The 23,478-nt window shown below is 36.1% G+C and carries 17 protein-coding genes; 3 read left to right on the top strand and 14 right to left on the bottom strand.

Annotated features, from left to right (window positions below; all coding sequences use genetic code 11):
- Positions 1–408 precede the first annotated feature (408 nt).
- From Arg41_RS05080 to Arg41_RS05070, 3 genes are all read left to right on the top strand, one after another.
- Complete coding sequence (locus Arg41_RS05080) at positions 409–2,859, top strand: hypothetical protein (protein WP_092343606.1); 2,451 nt, start codon at positions 409–411, stop codon at positions 2,857–2,859.
- 495 nt (positions 2,860–3,354) lie between these two features.
- Positions 3,355–7,389, top strand: a complete 4,035-nt coding sequence (locus Arg41_RS05075) for a hypothetical protein (protein ID WP_092343605.1) — start codon at positions 3,355–3,357, stop codon at positions 7,387–7,389.
- A gap of 446 nt (positions 7,390–7,835) precedes the next feature.
- The gene (locus tag Arg41_RS05070; protein ID WP_092343604.1) at positions 7,836–8,957 is read left to right on the top strand and encodes a hypothetical protein; all 1,122 of its coding nucleotides are present in this window, start codon (positions 7,836–7,838) and stop codon (positions 8,955–8,957) included.
- 115 nt (positions 8,958–9,072) lie between these two features.
- Here the strand turns inward: Arg41_RS05070 and Arg41_RS05065 are convergent, their stop codons facing one another.
- The 14 genes from Arg41_RS05065 to Arg41_RS05000 are packed head-to-tail and all read right to left on the bottom strand — an operon-like array spanning position 9,073 to position 23,469.
- The gene (locus Arg41_RS05065; protein WP_092343603.1) at positions 9,073–9,669 is read right to left on the bottom strand and encodes an NUDIX domain-containing protein; all 597 of its coding nucleotides are present in this window, start codon (positions 9,667–9,669) and stop codon (positions 9,073–9,075) included.
- Positions 9,653–9,964, bottom strand: a complete 312-nt coding sequence (locus tag Arg41_RS05060; RefSeq protein WP_092343602.1) for a DUF2818 family protein — start codon at positions 9,962–9,964, stop codon at positions 9,653–9,655. The genes Arg41_RS05065 and Arg41_RS05060 overlap by 17 nt, the downstream gene beginning before the upstream one ends.
- Before the next feature lie 6 nt (positions 9,965–9,970).
- The gene (locus Arg41_RS05055) at positions 9,971–11,464 is read right to left on the bottom strand and encodes an NADH-quinone oxidoreductase subunit N (RefSeq protein ID WP_092343601.1); all 1,494 of its coding nucleotides are present in this window, start codon (positions 11,462–11,464) and stop codon (positions 9,971–9,973) included.
- 19 nt (positions 11,465–11,483) lie between these two features.
- Positions 11,484–12,950 carry a complex I subunit 4 family protein gene (locus tag Arg41_RS05050; RefSeq protein WP_092490540.1) on the bottom strand — a complete coding sequence of 489 codons (1,467 nt, stop codon included), beginning with the start codon at positions 12,948–12,950 and terminating at the stop codon, positions 11,484–11,486.
- Positions 12,951–12,969: 19 nt separating this feature from the next.
- Positions 12,970–14,949, bottom strand: coding sequence for an NADH-quinone oxidoreductase subunit L (gene nuoL / locus Arg41_RS05045; protein ID WP_092490539.1), 1,980 nt, complete (start codon positions 14,947–14,949; stop codon positions 12,970–12,972).
- Between the two features lie 5 nt (positions 14,950–14,954).
- Positions 14,955–15,281, bottom strand: coding sequence for an NADH-quinone oxidoreductase subunit NuoK (gene nuoK / locus Arg41_RS05040; RefSeq protein ID WP_092343598.1), 327 nt, complete (start codon positions 15,279–15,281; stop codon positions 14,955–14,957).
- On the bottom strand, positions 15,281–15,913 hold the full coding sequence (locus tag Arg41_RS05035) for an NADH-quinone oxidoreductase subunit J (protein WP_092343597.1): 633 nt from the start codon (positions 15,911–15,913) through the stop codon (positions 15,281–15,283). The genes nuoK and Arg41_RS05035 overlap by 1 nt, the downstream gene beginning before the upstream one ends.
- A 4-nt stretch (positions 15,914–15,917) precedes the next feature.
- Positions 15,918–16,406, bottom strand: a complete 489-nt coding sequence (nuoI, locus tag Arg41_RS05030) for an NADH-quinone oxidoreductase subunit NuoI (RefSeq protein ID WP_092343612.1) — start codon at positions 16,404–16,406, stop codon at positions 15,918–15,920.
- Positions 16,407–16,408: 2 nt separating this feature from the next.
- Entirely contained in the window at positions 16,409–17,524 is a 1,116-nt protein-coding gene (gene nuoH / locus Arg41_RS05025) for an NADH-quinone oxidoreductase subunit NuoH (protein WP_092343596.1), read from the bottom strand.
- Positions 17,515–19,821, bottom strand: a complete 2,307-nt coding sequence (gene nuoG / locus Arg41_RS05020; protein WP_157722285.1) for an NADH-quinone oxidoreductase subunit NuoG — start codon at positions 19,819–19,821, stop codon at positions 17,515–17,517. Before nuoG ends, nuoH begins: the two co-directional genes overlap by 10 nt.
- 26 nt (positions 19,822–19,847) lie before the next feature.
- Positions 19,848–21,155 carry an NADH-quinone oxidoreductase subunit NuoF gene (gene nuoF, locus Arg41_RS05015; RefSeq protein WP_420885858.1) on the bottom strand — a complete coding sequence of 436 codons (1,308 nt, stop codon included), beginning with the start codon at positions 21,153–21,155 and terminating at the stop codon, positions 19,848–19,850.
- Positions 21,131–21,607, bottom strand: a complete 477-nt coding sequence (gene nuoE, locus Arg41_RS05010; protein WP_092343611.1) for an NADH-quinone oxidoreductase subunit NuoE — start codon at positions 21,605–21,607, stop codon at positions 21,131–21,133. Before nuoE ends, nuoF begins: the two co-directional genes overlap by 25 nt.
- Before the next feature lie 7 nt (positions 21,608–21,614).
- On the bottom strand, positions 21,615–22,871 hold the full coding sequence (locus Arg41_RS05005) for an NADH-quinone oxidoreductase subunit D (RefSeq protein ID WP_092343593.1): 1,257 nt from the start codon (positions 22,869–22,871) through the stop codon (positions 21,615–21,617).
- A complete protein-coding gene (locus Arg41_RS05000; protein WP_092343592.1) occupies positions 22,864–23,469 on the bottom strand; it encodes an NADH-quinone oxidoreductase subunit C in 606 nt (201 codons plus the stop codon). Before Arg41_RS05000 ends, Arg41_RS05005 begins: the two co-directional genes overlap by 8 nt.
- Between the last annotated feature and the right edge of the window lie 9 nt (positions 23,470–23,478).

The raw sequence follows: 23,478 nt of genomic DNA, 5'->3' as shown, positions 1-23,478 counted from the left end.
AATTAAAATCCTATGGTCTATGGTGTTTAATAAATAATTATAATTACATTAATAAATAAGATTATTAATGTTACTTCTTCAAATATGTATATATATTTATATAAAAAATCAGCAAAGAAATAAATGACTAAAGAAAGAAGTCACAGCATGATTATGTGCCCATAATCATGCTGTGGAAGTACAAATTAAAAATAGGAACTAAATATGGGGCACAAAACACTATACACATTTAAATATAAAAAATTATTATTTATCATCAACATGATAAATAGATCTTTACTTTATTATCATCAGAATAATTTAATAATTAAAGAAAAAGAAAATTTATTTTTACTATAGTTGAGATAGGTGTACAATTGTTGCCACAGTGAGCAGGGTTATTCATTTTTGTTACTTAGGTTTTAATACATGTACACATGTCATTTAGGTGATTTTGCTGTAAGCAAAGTCAGTGAAAAAGAAAATATAGACAATGCTTCTGAGTTAGAAAATTATCTGGATAGCTGTGAGATCAATTCTCAAGATTTAGATTTTCATGAAAATATCTTACAAAAAGATAAATTGCCATTTGATCAGTCAAACATCGATGATGTTAATAACTCATACCAAAGCGATAATTACAAAGAAAAAGAGTTATTAGTTCTTGACTCATTTAATTTATCTGAGCTCGATGGATCTAATCTAGAAACAACTAGTATAAAACCTAATACGGATCAACGGCATAGATATCGTGCTATAAAACGTCCATTAACTGAAGATGACCTAGAGTCAACAACCTCCAGTCAAGAATTGATTGACCTTGAAAGCGTTGGTAGTACAGGAGATTATTGTGATGTATCCTCTCCTGAGGAATCAAAAACATCTATGATGACAAAAAAAACAAAACTAAAGGTATACCGCTCAAGTAGTTTATGCTCTACAGAGTTCAATTTAAGTATATATAAAGATGCCATCAATAAAATTGATATTGATAGTAATGGGTTATTTAAGAATGCTGTACTAGAAAAAGCAGGCAATTATTTTAAAAATGGGAACATTGTAAGATCATCTGCCAACTTTTCTAAAACTCATTCTAACGTACGCAGGTACGTCTTAGGTAAGGTTTCTCCGTTCATAGATAACATTACTTCTACTGGAGACATATCAATAACCCCAGGAATGTCAATTTCAGATTTAAGATTTAATTGCATATCAAATAATCATTTCTTTGAAAAATTGCATGAAAACTGCAAGAAAATATTGGAAGATATAAATCTAATCCCATGTAATTCATTGTCAGACTTGTTTCAGAGCTGCATTAACTTTCATTCGAATTCGTTTCATAAGAAGGTTAAATTTTGTCCCAAAAAAGATAGATTTCTCCCCATACTAAAATTATTGATTATAGACACGATATCTAATTTGCCAAACAGTATTATTTGTGCAATTAATAAATTTAGTAAAAATGAAATTGTAGATAGTTTATTCTTAGACGTTCATGGTGTAATGTTATCTAAATCGTTGATAAAAGATCTATATCACCTCTTCAATTATAGCAGAAGTAAAATTGCAGATAATGAGTTAGAAGATAATTTAAATTTGCTCAATGGCTTACTTGAAAGGTTGGGGAATATAGTAAAAACACACTGTATATTCGACAATGGGGTATTTTTACCTGCTGAGTCTACTGTGGAACAATTATCTAAATACCTATTATCGGATATATATTGTATTCCTGTTAAGCTGCACAAAAAACTCAATCCACATTCTGAGAGCAGAATAATACATAAAGAACCGATTGAAAATATATATTATGATAACACCACGATGAGGGACTTTATAACTAACACTTTTCTTGAAAAAGGGGTGGAATTAACAAAGTTAGATTTAGCAAACAAAATAAGCAGGCCTAAGTCTGATATGATGGATACAGAAGTAGAAACTATAGATAATTTTAATAATGAACAAGATACAATAACATCGTCAACAAAAAATGATTATAAGTTAAACCAATTTATAACGTTGAAAGAATTGAATATAAAGTCTTATCATAAAAGTAATTTGAGTTCTAAAGAACTTACTTCAAGCATATATGAAGATGCCATTAGAAAAATTGATATTGATAGTAATGGATTCTTTAAAAAGGTGGTATTAGAAAAATTGGATGCGCATATTTCAAGCAGGTGTTTTAAGAAATCATCAATCAACCTTTCGTTAACTTATTCAAATGTCCGCAAATATGTTTTGGAAAAAATATCTCCCTATATTAATGATATAATCCCCACAGCGGATATATTAATAACTCCGGGAATGTCTGTTTCGGATATGGGTCATAAATGCACATCAAATACCATTTTTTTTTATAAACTGCATGAAAAGTGTGAGGAAGTTGTAAAGTCTATACGCACAATTTCCGAGGATAATTTTTTAAGTATGGTTCAAAGTTATATTAGATTTGGCTCAGAAGGAAAACTAAACATAGTACATAAGAGAAACATTTTTTGCTCTGAAGTAAAGTTACTGATTATAAACACCATATCTAATCTACCTAATAGCATTACTAAAGAAATTGGTAATTTTAAACAAAGCAGAATTGCAAGGGGTTTGTTTTCAGAAGTGCATGGTGTATTTATGACTAAATCGTTCATAAGAAAACTAATTTCCCAAAAACCTTCAGATAATCACTTTAAAATTAATCTAAAGTTACTCCGTAGATTATTTAGCGATTTAGTCAGCACGGTAAAAACATCATTTATATTACATGAAGGACAGTTATTCTTTCCGGATGAGTGTGCAACAATAATGATATCCAGATACTTACTATTTGATATCTATGACATTCCTTCTAAGATTTATAGAAAACTTAGCATAACATCTTGAAGCACCCCATTATCATCGAAGCAAATAACGTAAATTCAGTAAGAGCACATACAAAATACTATAAAAAATTCATATTTTATATTGTTATATGCTCTATTATTGTCCATTCGTAGATTGTTCTATGCGTAGATATTTTATAATAAATATAAATTACTTTTATAACTTGAATAAAAATTAATTTACAAGTAGTAACTCTGATTATAATTAAAATTCTGATTCCTAACTTGAAGATTTATAAAATACGGAATGAAGATGTATTTTAGGTTATGCATAAGGTAGCACTTCAAAATATAATTTACACAGGAACACTAAATTAATTAGTGCGTCTCCAATTTTATTTCTAAAAAGTACAAATTAAAACTTAGACGATCCTTCAACTAATGAACTAGAATATAATTATCAATTAAAATTTAATACTAGATATTTCATATATGTCATATAGGTGTATAATTACACTTCTAGTAAGCATAATTACATTGGTTTAGGTTTTTATATATGTATCTATATAATTCGGGTAGCGATTGTGCTGTAAATGATGTCACAAGTAACAACACGGACATTGGTAATTCCGAACAAGAAACTTCTCAAGATCTACATACAAGTAACCCAAATCACAATTTAGGTTATTATGTGGATATTTTACTAAAAGATAATTCCTTCAATAATTTTTTGAAACTGCCTGTTTGTAACGAAAGACGACAAGGTTATAGTTACAGAGAAGAATTGTTATATTCCGAAGCATTTGAATCTAGCAATTTAGATGAATCCAATTTAGTAACTTCAATTGCTAATAGTTCTAACTACTCTGAGCTACCACATACAATTGGATATAATCAAACTACAGCAGCACTTAATTCAGATAGCATGAACCAAATTATTGGTAATGAAGAAAGAAGAGCAGAATACTCTTCTGCATTGTATAATATTGAACAGCCATCTACATCGAGTGCTCTAAAAAATCAATTCATTGGATATAATAAAACTACAGCAGCTCCTAGCTCAGAAAGCATAAATCAAATTGTTAATAATGAAGGAACAACTGTAGAATACTATCATAAATTGTATGATGTCGAACGACCGTCTTCATCCAGTGCTCTAAAAAATCAATTCATTAGATATAATCAACCCACAGCAGAGCTTAATTCAGAAAGCATGAATCAAATTGTTAATAATGAAGGAACAACTGCAGAATACTATCATAAATTGTATGATGTCGAACGACCATCTTCATCCAGTGCTCTAAAAAATCAATTCATTAGATATAATCAACCCACGGATCAACCCACAGCAGCCCCCAGTTCAGAAAGCATAATTCAAGACTCAACTTTTACTGAACAAAATGCAAAAGAATCAGCTACAAAAAGCACAGAGCAATCGGTACGATATTACTCAATTAATGAGAGTAAGAAACAAGAAGAATGTGCAAATAAAAAAAAGTTAGTACTAAGAGTATACCGCAGAGATAATTTTTATTGCACAGAATATAATTCAAGCATATATAGAAATGCCATTAAAAAAATCGATATCGATGGTAGCGGATTGTTTAGTAACAGTGTCCTAGAAGAACTGGATGAAGATCTTAGAATCAGAGGATTTATTAAACCGTATACTGCTTGCATTGATCTTTGTGCAACTTACTCAAACGTACGTAAATATGTTTTAGGTAAATTTTCTCCGTATCTTAATGATATTGCTATAGTTACAGATATACAAATGACTTCAGGGATGTCTATTTCTGACTTACGGCATAGTTACATATCAAATCCCGTATTTTTTGAGAAATTAGGTGAGATTTGCAAAAAAATAGAAAAGGAAGTTCTCTCAATACCAAATAATTCTTTATCGTATATATTTCAAAGTTATGTCGACTTTTATTATACCGAGTGTTTAGGTATAACTAATAAGAGGCGCAGGCTTACCCCCAAAAAAAATAGATTTACCTCAATGGTAAAAAAGTTAATTTTAGATACAGTATCAGGATTACCAAGTAGTATTGTTAGTAAGATTGAGAAATTTGATAAAAGTGATATTTTAGATGGCGCATTTTCTAATGTTCATGGAGCACTTATATCAAGATCGTTAATAAACAATATAATTTGCTTCTTCGATTGCAACAGGTATGGAATTGCTCCAGATGAAGGCAATGTATGTTTATTTAATAACCTACTAGAGAAATTAGGAAATATAGTAAGGACATCATATATCTTTCATGATGGGGAGACCACTCTACCAGATGATCCTATAGTAGAGCAGTTATCTAAATACTTATTATCAGATATATATGCTTTGCCTGCCAAACTTCGCAAAAAGCTTAAACTTTTTTCTAAAAACACATCGACTCTTAGGATAGGTAAAGAAGTTAAAGAAGGTGAAGTTAGTCGTGATTATGTATCAAATAACTCAATCCTATACCAATCTATTGGTTCTAAACGTACTGCTTCTGAGGAAATAAAAAAATGGACTATATTGGAAAAATTGCAATTAAAGGAATACTGTAAGATTAATTTGCGTTCCACCGATTTTACTTCAAGTATATACATCAATGCCATCAAGAAAATTAATATCGATACTAATGGGTTATTTATAAACACTGTATTAAGAGAGATAGACTCTCATATTACGCGTAAGGGGTTTAAGAAATCATCAATTGATCTTTCATTGACATATTCAAATATTCATAAGTACATTCTGGGTATAATTCATCCATGTATTAACAATATTATAACTACTACAGATGTATTAATAACTTATGATATGTCTATTTTAGATATGAGATATAGTTGCTTATCTAATAGTTCTTTCTTTGAAAAGCTAAGAGAAAATTGCAAAGAAATTGCTAAAAAAATTTATGCAGCAAAAGATAATACTTTTCTAAAAATGTTTAATAGCCGCATTAATTTCGGAGCGGATGGGAATTTAGACGTAAGGAGCGTAAAAAAAACACTTTGCTCAAAAATCAAAGAATTTATTATAGAGATAATATCTAACTTACCAAATAGCATCATCCATGAAATTAAAAACTTTAGCAAAAATGAGATCATAGAAGGTCTGTTTTCAGATATACATGGAGTACTTGTATCAAAATCCTTAATAAGAAATGTAAACTCATTTTTTAATCACAATATGCTACCAAGTAATGAGTTTAAAGATAATTTAAGTTCAATTAATAATTTAATTACGATATTATCAAATGCAGTAAAAACATCACCTATACTTCATGATGAGAAGCTATTTTTTCCTAGCACTTCTATAGCGGAGCTACTGTCCAAATACATACTGTCAGATGTATACGATATTCCTGCTAAATTACATGAAAAAATTAACCCATATACTGAAAGCGAATCTACATCCATCTCGCCGATAATTAACTGTAATTTATATAGAAGTTTTAAAAAAGATAATGCATCTGATAAGTCAACAAGTGTAACATTACCCAAAAAGTCTAAATTCATTGTAAAAATGACCTCAAACTGGAATCCAAATTTCATAACATCTTTAAATATATATGAACTTGCAATACAAATGATTGATATTGATAAGGAAGAATTTGAAAGATCTTTCACACATAAAATGAAACAATCACCATCGCTCGGAGAATATATTAATGAAGGAATAGGAATTAAATTTAATCTTTCTAGAACATATATTCGCATTAAGAATTATATTTTGGAAATATTTAATCCTTTCCTGAAAAAAGAATTTTATGATAAAACAAATAAAAAAATAGAACTAGGTCGTGATATAACCTTAGACAAGTTAGTGTATGAATACACATCAGATAAAGAATTATTTTTTAGATTGCGTAAATTTTGCAATAAGGTTATCGATAGCATTGAAAAATGCGGTGAAGGGGTATTATGTAATCTTATACAGTACTCCGTAGGTTTAGAAACGGATAAAGAAAGACACGGAAAAATAATCATGAACAAAAAAAACGATAAGATTTATTTTAATGAAGATATAGCTAAGCTATTGGTTAATAACATTTCAAGTATTCCGGAAAAAATTTCGGATATAATCAAATCATTTCCCCCGTACAAGATTGTGGAAGAACATTTCTCTCAGTTTTACAATATATATGTTGATAATGCATCATTACTAAAAGCAAAATCAGTATTTGATTGTGTAAAAGATAAGGTAATTAATGATCCTTTATTAAGTGAGTTGATAGATAAAATTTCCTCGGGAATAATCGATGAGTTTGCTAATGGAAGAACTGATGATGGAAAAGCTATTGATATATCAAAGCAGCTATATAAAATTATTAGCAACTACACAGTTTATGGTAGTTCATCATCCCCTTTCAGTTATTTAAGAAAATTAGTAAGGGAAGAAGCTACTGCTCTTAAAGAGAGTATGCGTGGCACTGTCATGGTTATGCATGAAGATAGGATTGAAGTTGCGAGTGAAAGTATCAAGTATGAAATATTAGACAAACTTAGGTCAAATTTAATAACATCATCGATAAAGTTGTACAAAAATTTATGTTTTAAAAAGTACAAGGATAAGTGCAAAAAAATATATAAATAAAAATCACGTCATTGGATCTTATGCTTCTTAGGTAAAGCCTGTTCTTTACGTTAAACATGACACCCCATTTCGGACGTAATATACCCTATATGAATTGGCGATATACAGTACATTTTATGTGTATTGCATTATTTATTCATAAATAAAATATTTTTATTAACTGTAACTATATGTCATAACTGTAACTATATGTCATATTTGTAAAAAACAAAATAATGAGATATATATTGTATATATTGAGATTTAATGTTACATAGTACCTATTAAAGTTACTCATATAAATGCAGAATTGCGGCTTGTGCGTAAAACTTTAAAATCACTTACTAGATACTGGATAGAGTTTTTATCAAATTTAAATCTAATATCATAAACATGTACTCTACAAAATTATCGTTCTAACATTATATGTTTGTAGGTATAGATATTTCTCTCGGAGGATATAAGTTATGGACAACATTAGCAAAGGCACTATAACTACACAGGCACCTGAAGCAAATAATGGTAATCCCTATACGTCTGAATGCGAAGGTTCTGTTTTAGTTGATATGTTAAGTTCTGAAGAAAGCAACTGTGACCCTAGCAGCAGTAGTAGCACAGCAATGTCTAAAAGCGACTCTTGTCTCTCCCTTCATTCTCATGGTTCGGAATCAAGTTCAGTTTTAAGTGAAACATCGGTTGCTCATAATAGTAGTACTGACTCTTGTCCACCCCTTCAGTCTTGTAGTCCGAAATCAGGTTCAATCTTAGCTGAGACATTAATTGGTGAATCCGGAAATGGTAGTAATGATTCTTGCCAATCACTTCAGTCGTCTGTAGCTACTGAAGCACCGCCGGAATATTCTGGTGCTGGTACTAAACGCTTAGCTAAAAATAATCATTTGGATCAAAAAGATTTACCTAGTAAAATCCCACTGCCTGACTGTGATCCTGGTGCCATTAACGAAATATCTTTTGCAGAAGAAAAATTTAAGGAGTACGAGCAAGGACTTAGGAAAATGGTAGAGGTATCTACTGCCATTACTAAAATGATATCGGTACTTGACAAAAAATTTAAAGATAAGAGTGATAAATATGAGACTAATGTTTCATCTAATGCCGAATTTGGTATTGATATAGAAGCTAATCCATCTACAAGCCGAGAAGCTTTGTCTGAATATAATGATCAGCTTGTGGAAGCTCAGTATGCTAAATATATGGAAGAGTATGTAGATGCAGACGATCCATTTACTAACAAATGCCTTAAGCCTCTTGCTGGTGCTTACTTTCTCGTAGCCGGCATGATAACTACGGCAGTTGGTGTACTTGGGGCAACTTGTATTTTATCCAATCCTGAACCGGAATCTTCACTGGGAGGTCTTTGCTCAAACTCGTCGTCGAAATTTTTTGAAATTTCGTCTGATAAAACCGAGTTAAGAACAGTCATGGGTGTAGGTGCTGCCGTATTTGTAGGGGTCGTTCAGTTGTTATCAGCTGCATATTCATTTGCAGGTTGCAGAAGCAACAACACAGACGGAGGTGGTAACAACAATAAGAGCTCCAATGAAGAAAGCAGACCGCTTCTACAGTAATTAAGCAAGACTGAACACTACAATAATAAACAAAACTGAACCTGCATATAATTCCCGACTTAGATCGGGAAGTTTTTTATAGTCATATATTTGTGTAGAATAACAAAAGATTTATTCAAGAAAAGGAGAACAATCCATGGGTTGTAAGAATGGTTAGTGCAGCCAGAGTTTTTGCATCAGTAATACTTCCATGCGTAAGCATTTCCCGTATTTTGTCGAAACCCAAAAAAAAGCAGTTCACAAATTCTCCATCATCTGGATCCTGCCCTACCATTTCGAGTTCGGATGCATAATAAAGATACATCTTTTCGCTAGAATAACCTATACAAGGATAAAAACACCCCATAAACTCCCATTTCTTTGCCTTAACTCCCCCCTCTTCAACAAATTCCCTTTTTGCTGCTTCCAGTGGCTCTTCATATGGATCAATCTTACCAGCGGGAAATTCCCAAAAAATCTGGCTACAAGCACATCTGTACTGGCGAATAAACAAATATTGGTCATTCATCACCCCAGCTATAACTACGGCACCAGGATGAGAAAAATAACGTCTATGGGCTAAAGATCTATCCGACAGAACTACTGTATCTTCCTTAAGAGAGAGTGCGCCCATAGTAAACAGAAATCGAGAATCACACACCTCCTCGACCAAACGTTCATCACCTTCACAAACATCATGATTACTTCCTGGAGGGTCATAAATCTTGCTCATGGTACTTTTTCCTTTTTAGCAAGTAACGCAACACAAATCCAGGATAGGATAGCACAGCAAAACCACACAAAGTTACAACGTAAAAAACCCAATTTTTATGATATATAGAGGAAAAACGATACTCACAAAGCAGTGAAAACATCAAAACCAGCAAGTAGAAGAGAAAGAGCTCAATTAATATAAGGTATAATTTTTTAACGCGGCATCTAAAAAAAATTAAAAAAGAATCTAGGAAAAAAGGCAAGTTAGCAAGAAAGGTTGCCAAAAAAATGATCGAGATGTATGCAAGCTCCATTCGCAGCTAAAGTCCAGTAGAATAAACTGCGTCAGTGATACTATTCATTAATGGGTGTGAGAAAGCACCAACAAATAGCAGTATCAAACAATTAATAATCCACAAACAGTTAGAAGAAGAAACCATGTGCCAACTATCATCAGGTTGAACATCATCAAAGAACATAACTTTAATAACACGTAGATAGTAAAATATTCCCACAGCAGAGAATAAAACAGACATCACTGCTATAAGTAGATGATCAGCTGCTACAAGTCTATTAATAACAAAAAACTTCGCCCAAAATCCCAACAACGGAGGAATACCCGCCAAAGATAAAAAAACCATGCAAGCCATACTCGCCAAAAGAGGATTTTTATAAAAAATACCTGATAAATCAGAAATGTTCACTATGGGATGATCATTTTTCCTAACGAGCGTACAAAACGCTATAGCAGCCAAAACAGATATAGAGTAAGAAAAAATAAAAAACAAAAAAGACGAGTAAAAGTTCAGATTAATATTACGATCGTAAGCAGATGTTGCATAAGCAGAAAAAAATGACAGCAAGACAAATCCCATTTGAGAAACACTAGAAAAAGCCAACATTTTTTTGATATTCTTCTGCGCAATAGCAACCACGTTACCAAACAGTATTGTTATCAAGGCAATAGCTGGCAATACAGGATGCCAAACCACATGCAAAACAGAAAATCCATGGAAAAGAATTTTAACAGCAAAAATAGCTGACCCAACTTTTGCAAGAGCAGTCAGGAAAGGCAAAGAAGCTTCAGTAGCCCCTGCGTAAACATCAGACACCCAAGCATGAAAAGGGAAAATACCCAATTTGAAGCATGAAGATGCAAACATAAGCAATACGCTAGAAGACAGCAGTGAGTAGTTAAAGAACAAAGAATCCACAACTATGTGTGAATTATGTATGTAAGAATTTCCTATAACCCCATATGCGTAAGAAGTACCGAACAAAAAAATTGCAGATGCAACAGCACCGAGTATAAAGTATTTCACTGCAGCTTCGTTAGCTGTTGGTCTATCTCTGTCGAAAGTAACAACTGTGTATAGAGCAATCGAAGTAATTTCCAGTCCTAAGTACAATGACAGCCAATGGTTAGCAGAAGACATTACTAAGCAACCCAAAAGTATCATCAAAGACAACGGGTAGAAATCGCTCTTGTTAGGCAATTCCCCCAGAAGGGACCTAGAATAGGGAAGAGCAAACAAGTACATTATACAAGCCAATGCATCGCAAGTTCTAACTATAGAATCATTGACATAAAAAGAATCCCAGAAGTAATATCTTGGATCTGGAAATCTGTAAACAAACAAACAAAGAGCAAAAAAAGATACAGACAAACACATGTAGTAAGATAATTTAGACAGTGCATTAGGAAAACGGCGAAAAAACACAGCTAATACCAACAAAACTAAGTCAGTAACCAAAATAGAAAATTCCGGCAAAATTCCCCAGAAGCTAAACGCAGACGACTCCAGTATGTGCATAGTCAATAAATATCCTAGATCAAACTACGGGTCTAACCATGTGCTGAACTGAATGCAGCAAAACGTTGTTAATTGGTGCAGGAAACAACCCAAAAAACACCACCAAAAAAGCTAAAAACACAAGAATAAATGATTCATAAGCATTAATCGGTAGCAACAATTTTACGGCATCGTTAGAGACAGGTCCCATTATAACTCGCTTAATCATCCATAAATTGTAAACTGCAGATAGAACCAGCGACAGCCCCAACAATAAAACCCACCATAACCCATGTGAAATTGCCGAAATAAATACCAACAACTCCCCAACAAAACCAGAAGTACCAGGAAGTCCGCAATTAGCCATGGCAAAAACGACAAACAAGGCGGAAAAGTAGGGAATTATGTTAATAACCCCGCCATAGTCTGCCATTTTACGACTATGTACACGATCGTACAAAACACCAACGCAGAAGAATAACCCAGAGGAAACCAAACCATGAGAAACCATCTGGAACAAAGCTCCCATAAACCCGTTTAGTGTATTTGAAAAAATACCGAAAGTTACAAATCCCATATGTGAAATTGATGAGTACGCTATGAGCTTCTTCATATCACTTTGAGCTATCGCAACTGATCCTATGTAAATTACAGCCACCGAAGAAGCAACAAACATAAGCGGAGCCATAAGACGCGACGCATCTGGAAGAATAGGAAGAGAAAACCTCAACAAACCATAGGCCCCCAGCTTAAGCGCCATAGCAGCTAATATTACAGAACCACCGGTAGGGGCTTCAACATGTGCATTGGGCAACCAAGTGTGAAACGGGAACATGGGAATTTTAACAGCAAAAGCAAATATGAAAAGAACAAACAACAATATCTGCACATTAAGCGGCAAAACCAAGCGATGCCAATCAGGAATGTAAAAACTACCGTTGGCAAGGTGAGATAGAACCAATAATCCCACTAAAAACAATAATGAAGCAACCACTGTGTAAATGAAAAACTTGAATGCAGCGTAAACACGCCCATCTCCACCCCAGATACCTATAACCAGGTATAAGGGCACCAAAGAGGCCTCGAAAAAAACATAAAACAGAAGTCCATCCATTGCCGAAAAAGCACCATTAATTAGTCCTGACATCATAAAGAAGCAAAACAAGTAGGACTTTATATTTTTCCTTACAGAATTATGTGACGCCAAAACTACAAGAATTAGTAAAAAGTTATTCAAAATCAAGAACAGCAAAGAGATACCGTCAATGGCCAATGAATAAGAGGCACCGATAGCTGGAATCCAAGAATGATGCTCTGAAAATTGATATGATGAAGAATCCGTGTCGAACTTCAGGTAAACATAGCAAGTTAAAATAAAAAAAACGACAGATCCTATCAGCCCCAAACCCCGAACAAAATCTTCTGAAAACATTGGCAACAGAAGAACAACTGACCAAATTATTGGCAACCAGACAACTAAGGTTAAAATGGGTATAGAATGAGTCATGGATACCTTATCCCAACGATCACGAGTAAAATGATGAAGCCATAGGAAAAAATAGAAGCGCGACTACACCGAAGAACATAAACATAGCGTAATTATCAATCATACCCGTCTGCATAATCCTCCAAGATTCTGACAAATCCTTAATTCCGCTGGAAACACTATTTACCAAGCGGTCTATAATATTATTATCAATCCATGAAGCAAAACGGTACTTACGTAAAGATAAAGCAGAAACACCATCGGCGAGCTCATCTAGGTAGTATTTTCTATCTAAGATATTATAAACTGGCGATAGATAATTTAAATTTCTCACAATTTTCATAATAGGAGAATCGAAACTTGCTTGCCACCCAACAACTCCACCCAGAATCAGTAGTAAAAATGAAGAAGTAGTAAATGAGTGAATAGTAAATGCGAATATACCACCCTGATCTTTTATTTCATTAAATATAATTTGAGAGATAGGAGAAATTTTCCCTGCAATATGGCTCATGCTTCCCCCTGAAGCCATGGAGTATATAAAATGGTACCCAGAAAATAGCGAGAAAGCAGCCAACACTACCAGTGGAACAAGAATAGATACAGGAGACTCAAGTGGAAAGCGGCACCGACTATTTTGGGCAACACTGCTGCAATGACCTAAATCATGGAAACGTTCCTTTCCATGAAAAACAGTAAAAAAGAGGCGAAATGTATAACAAGCAGTAACAAATACCCCCCCCATGGTTGCATAATAAGCAAAGATTGCAGCATTTCCCGAAGAAATATGAGCGGCATCAATAATCATATGCTTAGAATAAAAACCTGAAGTAAACGGAAAACCAACAAGAGCCATGGATCCTATAAACGATGTTATCCAGGTAATTGGCATGTGCCGGAACAACCCACCCATTTTACGAATATCCTGCTCATGATGCATAGAAACGATAACTGAACCTGCTGACAAAAAAAGCAATGCTTTAAAAAAAGCATGAGTAACTAAATGGAAAATAGCAAATGACGGAGCATTTAAGCCAATTGCAACACACATGTAACCCAACTGAGAAATAGTAGAGTAGGCAATTATTCTCTTAATATCGTTTTGCACTACGGCTACCAGTCCAAGAAAAAATGAAGTAATGCCGGATATCACTAAAATAAATGAAAGCACGGAAGCAGATAACTTAAACACTGGCATCAAACGAACGACCATGAATACACCTGCAGTCACCATAGTAGCAGCATGTATTAACGCAGAAATAGGAGTTGGTCCCTCCATGGAGTCAGGCAACCAAATATGCAGGGGAAACTGCGCTGATTTAGACATCGCTCCCACAAACAGAGAAAAACAAGCCAACGTAACCATTGGCAAATAAGAAGGGAAAAGCTGTAGACTGGCAGGGATAACTTTAACAATAGTAAAAATGTCCATAGTTTTAGATAGGTAAAACAAAATCACCATGCCAAAAACAAATCCGACATCACCTACCCTATTAACAATAAATGCTTTTAAACTTGCTCTAACAGAACTACGTTTGCCATACCAAAACCCAATCAACAAGTATGAAACTAAACCTACTCCCTCCCACCCAAAAAATAGCTGCAGAAGGTTATCAGAAACCACCAAAACCAGCATAAAAAAAGTAAATAAAGAGATATAAGAAAAGAAACGTTGATATCCTGGATCATCTTTCATGTACCCCACTGAGTACACATGAACCATAAGAGAAACCACGGTTACAACAAAAATCATTACTAGTGCGAGCTGATCAACAAAAAAAGAAACATAAAAATGGTTAATCCCATTGAAAAACCAAGTGTAAACAATTCCATGGAAAGTATTACCACTTAATACTTGTGGTGATATAAGAACAGCAAATACGAGAGAAACAAAAACCCCCAAAATAGTAACTGTATGGGCAAAGGTGCGCCCGCAATGCTTGCCGGGAAAAAAAGCTAATATCGACCCTAAAAGCGGAGACAAAGCTATGCCAGAAAAACACAGCTGCGAAGAAGTCATAATACTCAATCCTTCAAACCGGTTAGTTTTTCAATCAAAACGGATTTGTATTTACGAAACACCAGAATTACTATGGCCAAACCGGTTGCTGACTCAACGGCAGCAACAGTTAAGATAAAGAACACAAAAGACCAACCGAATGGATTGTCCTGCTCTGCTGAAAAAGCAATGAAGTTGGTATTAACCGAAAGTAGCATTAGCTCAATAGACATTAGCATAGAAATAAGGTTGTTACGTTTAATTACCACGCCAACCAAGCCTATAGCAAAAACCAAGGCAGATACCACAAGTGATATATGAGCAAAGGACAAGTAATCAGAAGATATAGCCATTATGAACAATTACCTGAAGTAGGAGAAACCGTAGGTACAGAAACAACCTCGACTCTATCTTTTGCTGATACAGATAGTTGTTCTTCCTTGATTTGACGTTTGAGATTACTTGAAGCAGATGTTCCCTGAGCCAAAACTACGGCACTCAGAGCTCCCAAAAATAGCAAAATAGACGCCAACTCAAAAGGATAAAAGTACCTTGTAAACAACACAACACCCAAATTCTTCACGCTCGACATCTGAGATGGGAACGACTGCGCATACACGCTTATAGCAAAATTTGAATTTATCAGAGCAGATAATAATTCTGATGCTAGAAGAAGAGAAACAAACATACCAAATAGCCAAGAACGGTCTCTACGCTTCACTGTTAGAGCAAAACCTTCAGCACGGCTAATCATCATAACTACAAAAAGGAGGAGTACCATCACGGCACCAACGTAAACCAAAATCAACATGAAAGCTAAAAATTCGGCTCTTAACAAGAGCCATATACAAGCAGCAGAGACAAACGAAGCAATCAAGGAAATTGCAGAATGAACTGGGTTTTTAAGAAAAACAACCCCAGACGAAAATAAAATTAAAGACAAGGAAAAAAAAATAAAAAACAGAAAAGTAAGATTTGTATTCATTTCATCACCGATAAGAGGAATCTAAGGACCGTTCTTTTGCAATCATTTCCTCGTACCTATCACCAATGGCTAAAAGCATCGGTTTAGTCATCAGAAGATCTGTATGTGATTCTGCATGATATTCATGGATACTAGTTTCAACTATAGAATCAACCGGGCAAGATTCTTCGCAAAATCCACAGAATATACATTTACTCAAATCTATATCATAACGCGTAGTTCTTCTCGTACCATCATCACGCTGTTCAGACTCAATTGTAATCGCCAAAGCAGGACAAACCGATTCACACAATTTGCAAGCTATACAGCGTTCTTCACCGTTTGGATATCTACGCAATGCATGAAGACCACGAAAACGGGGGCTTTTAGGAGTTTTTTCTTCTGGAAACCTAAGTGTAACCTTAGGCCTAAACATGTACTTCAGCGTCAACGCCAAACCATGTACTATCTCAAAAATAAGAAGCGAGCGAAAAAATTCCAAGACTTTTTTTATCATCACCAAACCCCAGAAGAAAAGTTGGAATGTGAGGCCTGTATATCAGAAAAATGAAAAATGTTGAGAGGTGACAGTATCCAACAGGCTATAATTATAACGCAGACCACGGTAATTGGTAAAAAAACCTTCCATCCGAGCTGCATTATTTGATCATACCGATAACGAGGAAGAGTCGCCCTAACCCAAATGAAAACGAATAATACTAGAACTACTTTTAACATCATCCAAACTACACCGGGAATAAAATGTAGGAATGATAGGGGACTATCCCACCCCCCCAAAAACATTATGGAAATGATAGTAGCCACCAAAATCATATTAGCATACTCAGCCAGAAAAAATACGGCAAAAGGCATACCCGAATACTCAACATGAAATCCAGCAACTAACTCTGACTCACCTTCAGCAACATCAAATGGGTGGCGATTAGTCTCGGCGATGCCTGAAATCAAACTAATCAAGAAAACAGGAAAGAGTGAAATCCAGTTCCAGCTTAAAAAATTCATACCATGATCGTGCCCCCAACCCATCATCTGGGAAGAAACAATTTGACGAAAATTAAGACTTCCAGAAACCAATAGAACACAGACCAAAGAAAAACCTAAAGCTATTTCATAAGAAATAACTTGAGCAGCAGAACGAATAGCTCCCAAAAAAGCATAGCGTGAATTTGAAGACCATCCTGCTAGTATAATTCCATAAACTCCAAAAGAAGTAATTGCCAAAACGTACAGCAAACCGGCATTCAAATTGGTAAAATAAAGGTCTTCACCAAACGGCAACGCCCCCCAAGCACCTATTGAAGCCATAATAGCAATGACAGGAGCTACTCTAAAAACGAACAAATCAACATTTGATGGTGTCAAAACTTCCTTGCCTAGAAGCTTAACCACATCAGCAATAGGCTGCAGCAAACCCAACGGCCCCACCCTATTGGGACCCAACCTACATTGCATGGCACCGATTATTTTGCGTTCAAAATAAGTCAAATAAGCAACTGACAACAACAACCCTACAACCAATACTACAATCATGAAAAAAGTAGAAAAGTAGCTCCAAACATCGGCTCCCAAATTAGATACCACTAAACCCTTTATCCATTCTACTAGGAACATAAATTTTCTTCCACGTAAACGGTCTCATACAAAGAAGACAAACCAATGTCTTCTATAAGAACAGTATCATCCAAAACACCACAATCAACATATATCTTTGCTTCAAAATAATAATCCCCTTGCCGAAAACGGAATAAAGAGGAATTCGTCATAGAAAAGCGCTGTGCAGTCTGCGGTGAAACACGAGCAGTAACGTTGGTCCACATCATAGGTGATTTTTGCAAAGGATCAGATCTGCGCACAACTGAGTCAATTCTATAAGCATGTCTGTAAGCAATGCACTTCAAACCATTCGAATCAACAGGAAACTTAAAAAAATCAGTGAAAGAAGAGGTTTGTAAGAGATCATTTGACATCTCCCCCCCCTTACTATTCCAAAGGTCCATTACTTCCTGCCTAATTTCAGTGCAACTCGCATAAGAGAAACCATCACCGCACAAACGGTATCCCAACTGACGCAAAATTTTCCAGGCAGGTTTAACCTCTCCACTAGGTTGTGCCGCAGCATAGAAGCTGTTCCAAACACCCTCCATATTAATGTAGGTACCATCTGTTTCATATGCAGAAGCAATTGGCAAATGGAGGTTAGCAGATACTCCAGCAGACTCAAAAGGAGAAAAGCAAACAACGTACTCTGCTTTGTCAAAGTACCTACCAAAACCACTCTTCTCAGTAAAATCCTCATTCGGTTCCACATTTAGCAGCATTAGCAAACGATGATTTTTCAATAAAGGAGATGAATGAGAAATAGCACCTGAAACATAAGCGCCGACATAGTTTGCCCCTTCACCAAATAGTCCAAAAGTAGCCCCTAAATAACGAGCAATATGAGAAACCAAACAGTGAATAAGAGCCGAATCGGGATGAGAGTCAATATACGAACCTAAAACTATTGATAATGAACTAGTATCCAACATCTTCCTGGCCACAGAATCATACCTGCTGTCAGTCTTATCAAATAAATTTTGCAATTCAGTCGGAAAATCACAACCTTTATCGCGAACAATGAATGAGAGAATTGATACCAAAGCCAGTGATATCTCATCGGGAGAAACAATAATATCTATTCCAAGCGGCATCAACCAATCTTCTTTAGTTACATGCAAACGATGAACTGTGGTAAGAGAATTTCTTACGTTCACACGCAATCCCGCCGCCAGCAAAGGCTGCTCATGACGAATGAAACTACCAATTATAAAAACATTGGGAGCAGACAGCAGCTCGGATATGGTCATCCCCAAGTACGGAGCAGATGATTCCTTGAATGACTTCCTATAGTCACCATAATTCAAACGTGACTCAACATTTTTAACCCCTAGAGATCTGAGCAATTTCTGAAAAAGATACAGCTCTTCCAAAGTTGAAGACGGATGAGCCCACCCAGCCATATCATCAGGGCAGTACAAGCTTAAAACCAGCGAAAGTTGATCAAAAGCCTCATCCCATGATATCGTCTTCCACTCATCGTCACTCTTGATCCTTGGCATTTGCAAACGATCTGCACCTATACCTAGGTATGAAAAGCGATCACGATCAGAGATCCAGCATTGATTGATCTTTTCATTCTCTAAAGGAAGGACGCGGCAAACTTTTTTCAACTTAACCTGAACAATAAGATTTGATCCCAAACTATCGTGAGGACTGAAAGACCGACGACGAGACAACTCCCAGGTACGATTGGAATATCGAAAGGGTTTAGAAGTTAAAGCTCCTACCGGACAAAGATCAATAACATTTCCTGATATTTCAGAAGAGACCGCACGGGACAGAAATGTTGTAATTTCGGCGTGCTCACCACGACCAATGACACCTAACTCCCTCAGTCCAGCAACTTCCTCACCAAAACGAACGCAACGAGTACAATGGATACATCTTGTCATCTCAGTAGAAATCAATGATCCCAAGTTTTTGTTGGAAACCACACGTTTTTCTTCACTATACACTGACTGAGACGATCCATAGCCAACAGCTAAATCCTGCAACTGACATTCCCCTCCTTGGTCACAAATAGGACAGTCCAAGGGGTGATTAATCAGTAAAAATTCCATAACACTTTTTTGTGCATCAACAGCCCTAGCAGAATGAGTCATAACCTTCATCCCGGTAGAAACAGGAGTTGCACAAGCAGGAAGAGGTTTAGGTGCTTTTTCAACGTCGACCAAACACATACGGCAATTTGCTGCAATACTCAACTTTTTGTGATAACAAAAATGAGGCACGAATATACCCAACTTACGTGCCGCATCCATTATCGTACTTCCTTCAGGAACATCAACCGTTTGGCCGTTGACTTCCATAGAAATAAGCCCCATATACCTATCTTTCAATAGCAATCATTGGTCACCAAACAATCCTTATGAGTTATGTGATATTCGAACTCTGATCGAAAATGCTTAATAAAGCTCCTAACAGGAAAAGCAGCGGCATCCCCCAAAGCACAAATAGTATGGCCAGATATTTGAGAGGCAACTCTATCCAGTAAATCCAAATCACCGTTCCTGCCTAAACCATTCTCTATACGATGAATAACACGATACAGCCACCCCGTTCCTTCACGACAAGGAGTACACTGACCACAGGACTCTTCATAGTAAAAGTAGGATAATCTCTCCAACGCCTTTACCATACATGCAGAATCATCCATAACAATAACAGCACCAGAACCTAACATTGAACCAGCTTTAGCAAGGCAATCGTAATCCATAGTGCAATCCATCACAAGATCACGAGGCAGAACAGGAGCCGACGACCCACCAGGAATAACCGCCTTCAACTTTCTTCCAGCAGTTACTCCACCAGCCATTTCAAGCAAAACAGGGAAAGGGGTACCCAATGAAACCTCGTAGTTTCCAGGACGATTCACATGACCGCTGACGGAAAAAATTTTTGTACCGCCATTATTAGGTACTCCAAGAGACAAAAATTCATCGGGACCATGATTAATAATCCAAGGAACAGAAGCAAAAGTCTCAGTATTGTTAATCAATGTGGGACAACCATATAGCCCAAAATTTGCAGGAAAAGGAGGCTTAAAACGTGGCTGTCCTTTCTTACCCTCTATAGATTCCAGAAGAGCCGTTTCCTCACCACAAATATAGGCTCCATAGCCACAATGGGCAAATAAATCAAAATTGATGCCAGATCCTAAAATATTACTCCCCAACAAGGAATAATCATATGCTTCCTGAATAGCCTCCTCAAACTGCTTATAAATCTCATAAATTTCGCCGTGTATGTAATTGTACCCTACGGTAGCCCCACAAACATATCCAGCAATTGCCATACCTTCTATAACAGCATGAGGATTATAACGAAGCAAATCCCTATCCTTAAAAGTTCCAGGCTCACCCTCATCTGAATTACAACAAATATACTTTTGCCCAGATTTTTGACGAGGAATAAAACTCCACTTTAAACCAGTAGGAAAACCAGCTCCACCTCGACCACGAAGAGAAGATTTTTTTATGTGATCAACAATAACATCAGGTGGTATTTTTTCCGTCAATATGCGACGCCAAGCCGAATAACCTGACCTCAACTCATAAGCCGGCAGACGCCAATCAAAAGGATCATCAAAATTTAGGCCATGAAGGCATACACCGGCACTCATCGGCTCAACTCCTCCAGCCATTCATCTAATTTTTCTTTTTCCATACGACACATCATTTTATGATTATTGTGCAAGATAACAGGAGCCTCTTGGCAAGCACCAAAACACTCACCTTCAACTAAGGTAAACTTACCATCAGGTGTAGTTTCACCAAAAGAAATTCCAAGTTTATGCTTCAAATATGTCGCAATTTTGGTGGAACCACGAAGAGAGCACGGTAAGTTAGTACAAATAGTGAGCTTATTGCATCCTGTAGGCTTTAAATTGTACATATTGTAGAAAGTAGCAACCTCTAGGGCTGAAATTGCAGATATTTTAAGATATTTTGCTACATACTCTATCAAATCAGAACTCAACCAACCTTTTTCTTCCTGCGCAATGCGCAGAGCAGCCATAACGGCAGAAAGTTGACATCCACTCGGATACTTGGAAACTTCTCGATCAATTTGACTCAAACTCTCAGCAGATAACATAGCCAACCTAACGATCAATTTCACCAAAAACAATATCTTGACTGCCAATAATGGCGACTACATCGGCAATCATGTGGCCCCTAGACATTTCGTCAAAGGCCTGCAAATGAGCAAACCCAGGAGCACGAATCTTTATTCTATATGGCTTATTCGCCCCATCAGAAATCAAATAAATCCCAAACTCACCCTTAGGATGCTCTACGGCAGCATAAACTTCACCAGGAGGAACGTACATACCTTCAGTAAAAAGCTTAAAATGATGAATCATTTCCTCCATATTCATCTTCATTTTTGAACGTGTAGGTGGCGCAACCTTGTGATTATCAGTTATAACCATCCCATTTTTATGGTCACGCAACCAAGACACGCATTGTTTAATTATCCGATTAGATTGACGCATTTCCTCTATGCGAACCAAATAACGATCGTAACAATCACCAGTACGACCAACTGGTATATCAAAATCCAAAAGGTGGTACACCTCGTAAGGCTGAGTTTTTCTCAGATCCCAAATTACTCCAGACCCTCGCAACATTGGACCAGTAAAACCAAGATCCTTGGCACGTTCTGCAGATACTACGCCAATATTAACCGTTCTCTGTTTCCAAATCCTGTTATCAGTTAAGAGAGTTTCATAATCATCCACACAACCATCAAAGCGACTAGAGAAGTGATCAATAAAATCCAGCAGAGAACCCTCGCGAGACTCATTCATCAGCCTAATCTCTTTCTTAGATCTAAAACGAGACGGCTGGTACTTAGGCATACTATCCGGAAGATCTCGATAAACACCCCCAGGTCTAAAATAGGCTGCATGCATACGCGCACCAGAAACTGCCTCGTACATATCGAATAAATCTTCTCGTTCACGAAAGCAATAAATAAATACCGTCATAGCTCCTATATCAAGAGCGTGACATCCCAACCACAGCAAATGATTTAGAATACGAGTAATTTCAGAAAAAAGTACACGTATATATTGAGCACGAATAGGAACTATAATACCTAAAAGCTTTTCAACAGCGAGACAATAAGCATGCTCATTAGACATCATAGAGACATAGTCCAAACGATCCATGTAAGGCAACGACTGCAGATACGTACGGGTTTCAATCAACTTTTCAGTTGCTCTGTGCAAAAAACCGATATGAGGGTCAGCCCTCTGTACAACCTCTCCATCCAATTCCAGCACCAAACGTAGAACACCATGAGCGGCTGGATGTTGGGGACCAAAATTTATACTGTAATTTTTTATATCAGCCATTATCTATACCACCTAACCCACCATAATTATCCTCACGAATTATATAAGGAACATTTATTCTTGGCTCAATACTTACTGGCAGGTAGGACAACCTCTTCGAGCTGTCATCATAAGAAATCTCAAGGTAACCAGAAACAGGAAAATCTTTGCGAAACGGATGACCAACAAAGCCGTAATCAGTCAATATCCTTCGCAAATCAGGATGTCCAGTAAAAATCACACCAAATAAATCGAAAGCCTCTCTCTCAAACCAATTTGCACAAGGCCAAACATCGGTTACAGAAGAAAGCAACGGCCTACTATCATCTGCACAAAAAGTACGAACTCGCAACCTACAATTCTCAGCCACTGACAACAAATGCAAAACAACAGCAAACCGTTTTGGCATCTTGGTAGAAAAACACGAATAATCAACGCCACACAAATCAATCATGGTATCAAATGAACAAAACTCATTTTTGTGTAGCCACTCACAAACACTGTGATAATCATCACAAGAAACTACTAGTGTTAATTCTCCACGATCAGCAACAATACCTTGAATTTGGTCTGGAAGAGATTCTGATAATAACGCCTTCAGTGAATCGATAGTAAACATAAAACCGGA

It is taken from the genome of Candidatus Ichthyocystis hellenicum, from assembly GCF_001460935.1.
GTDB lineage: Bacteria > Pseudomonadota > Gammaproteobacteria > Burkholderiales > 2013Ark19i > Ichthyocystis > Ichthyocystis hellenicum.
The sequence above is the reverse complement of the archived record's forward strand: the minus strand, read 5'-3'. Positions and strand labels throughout refer to the sequence as shown.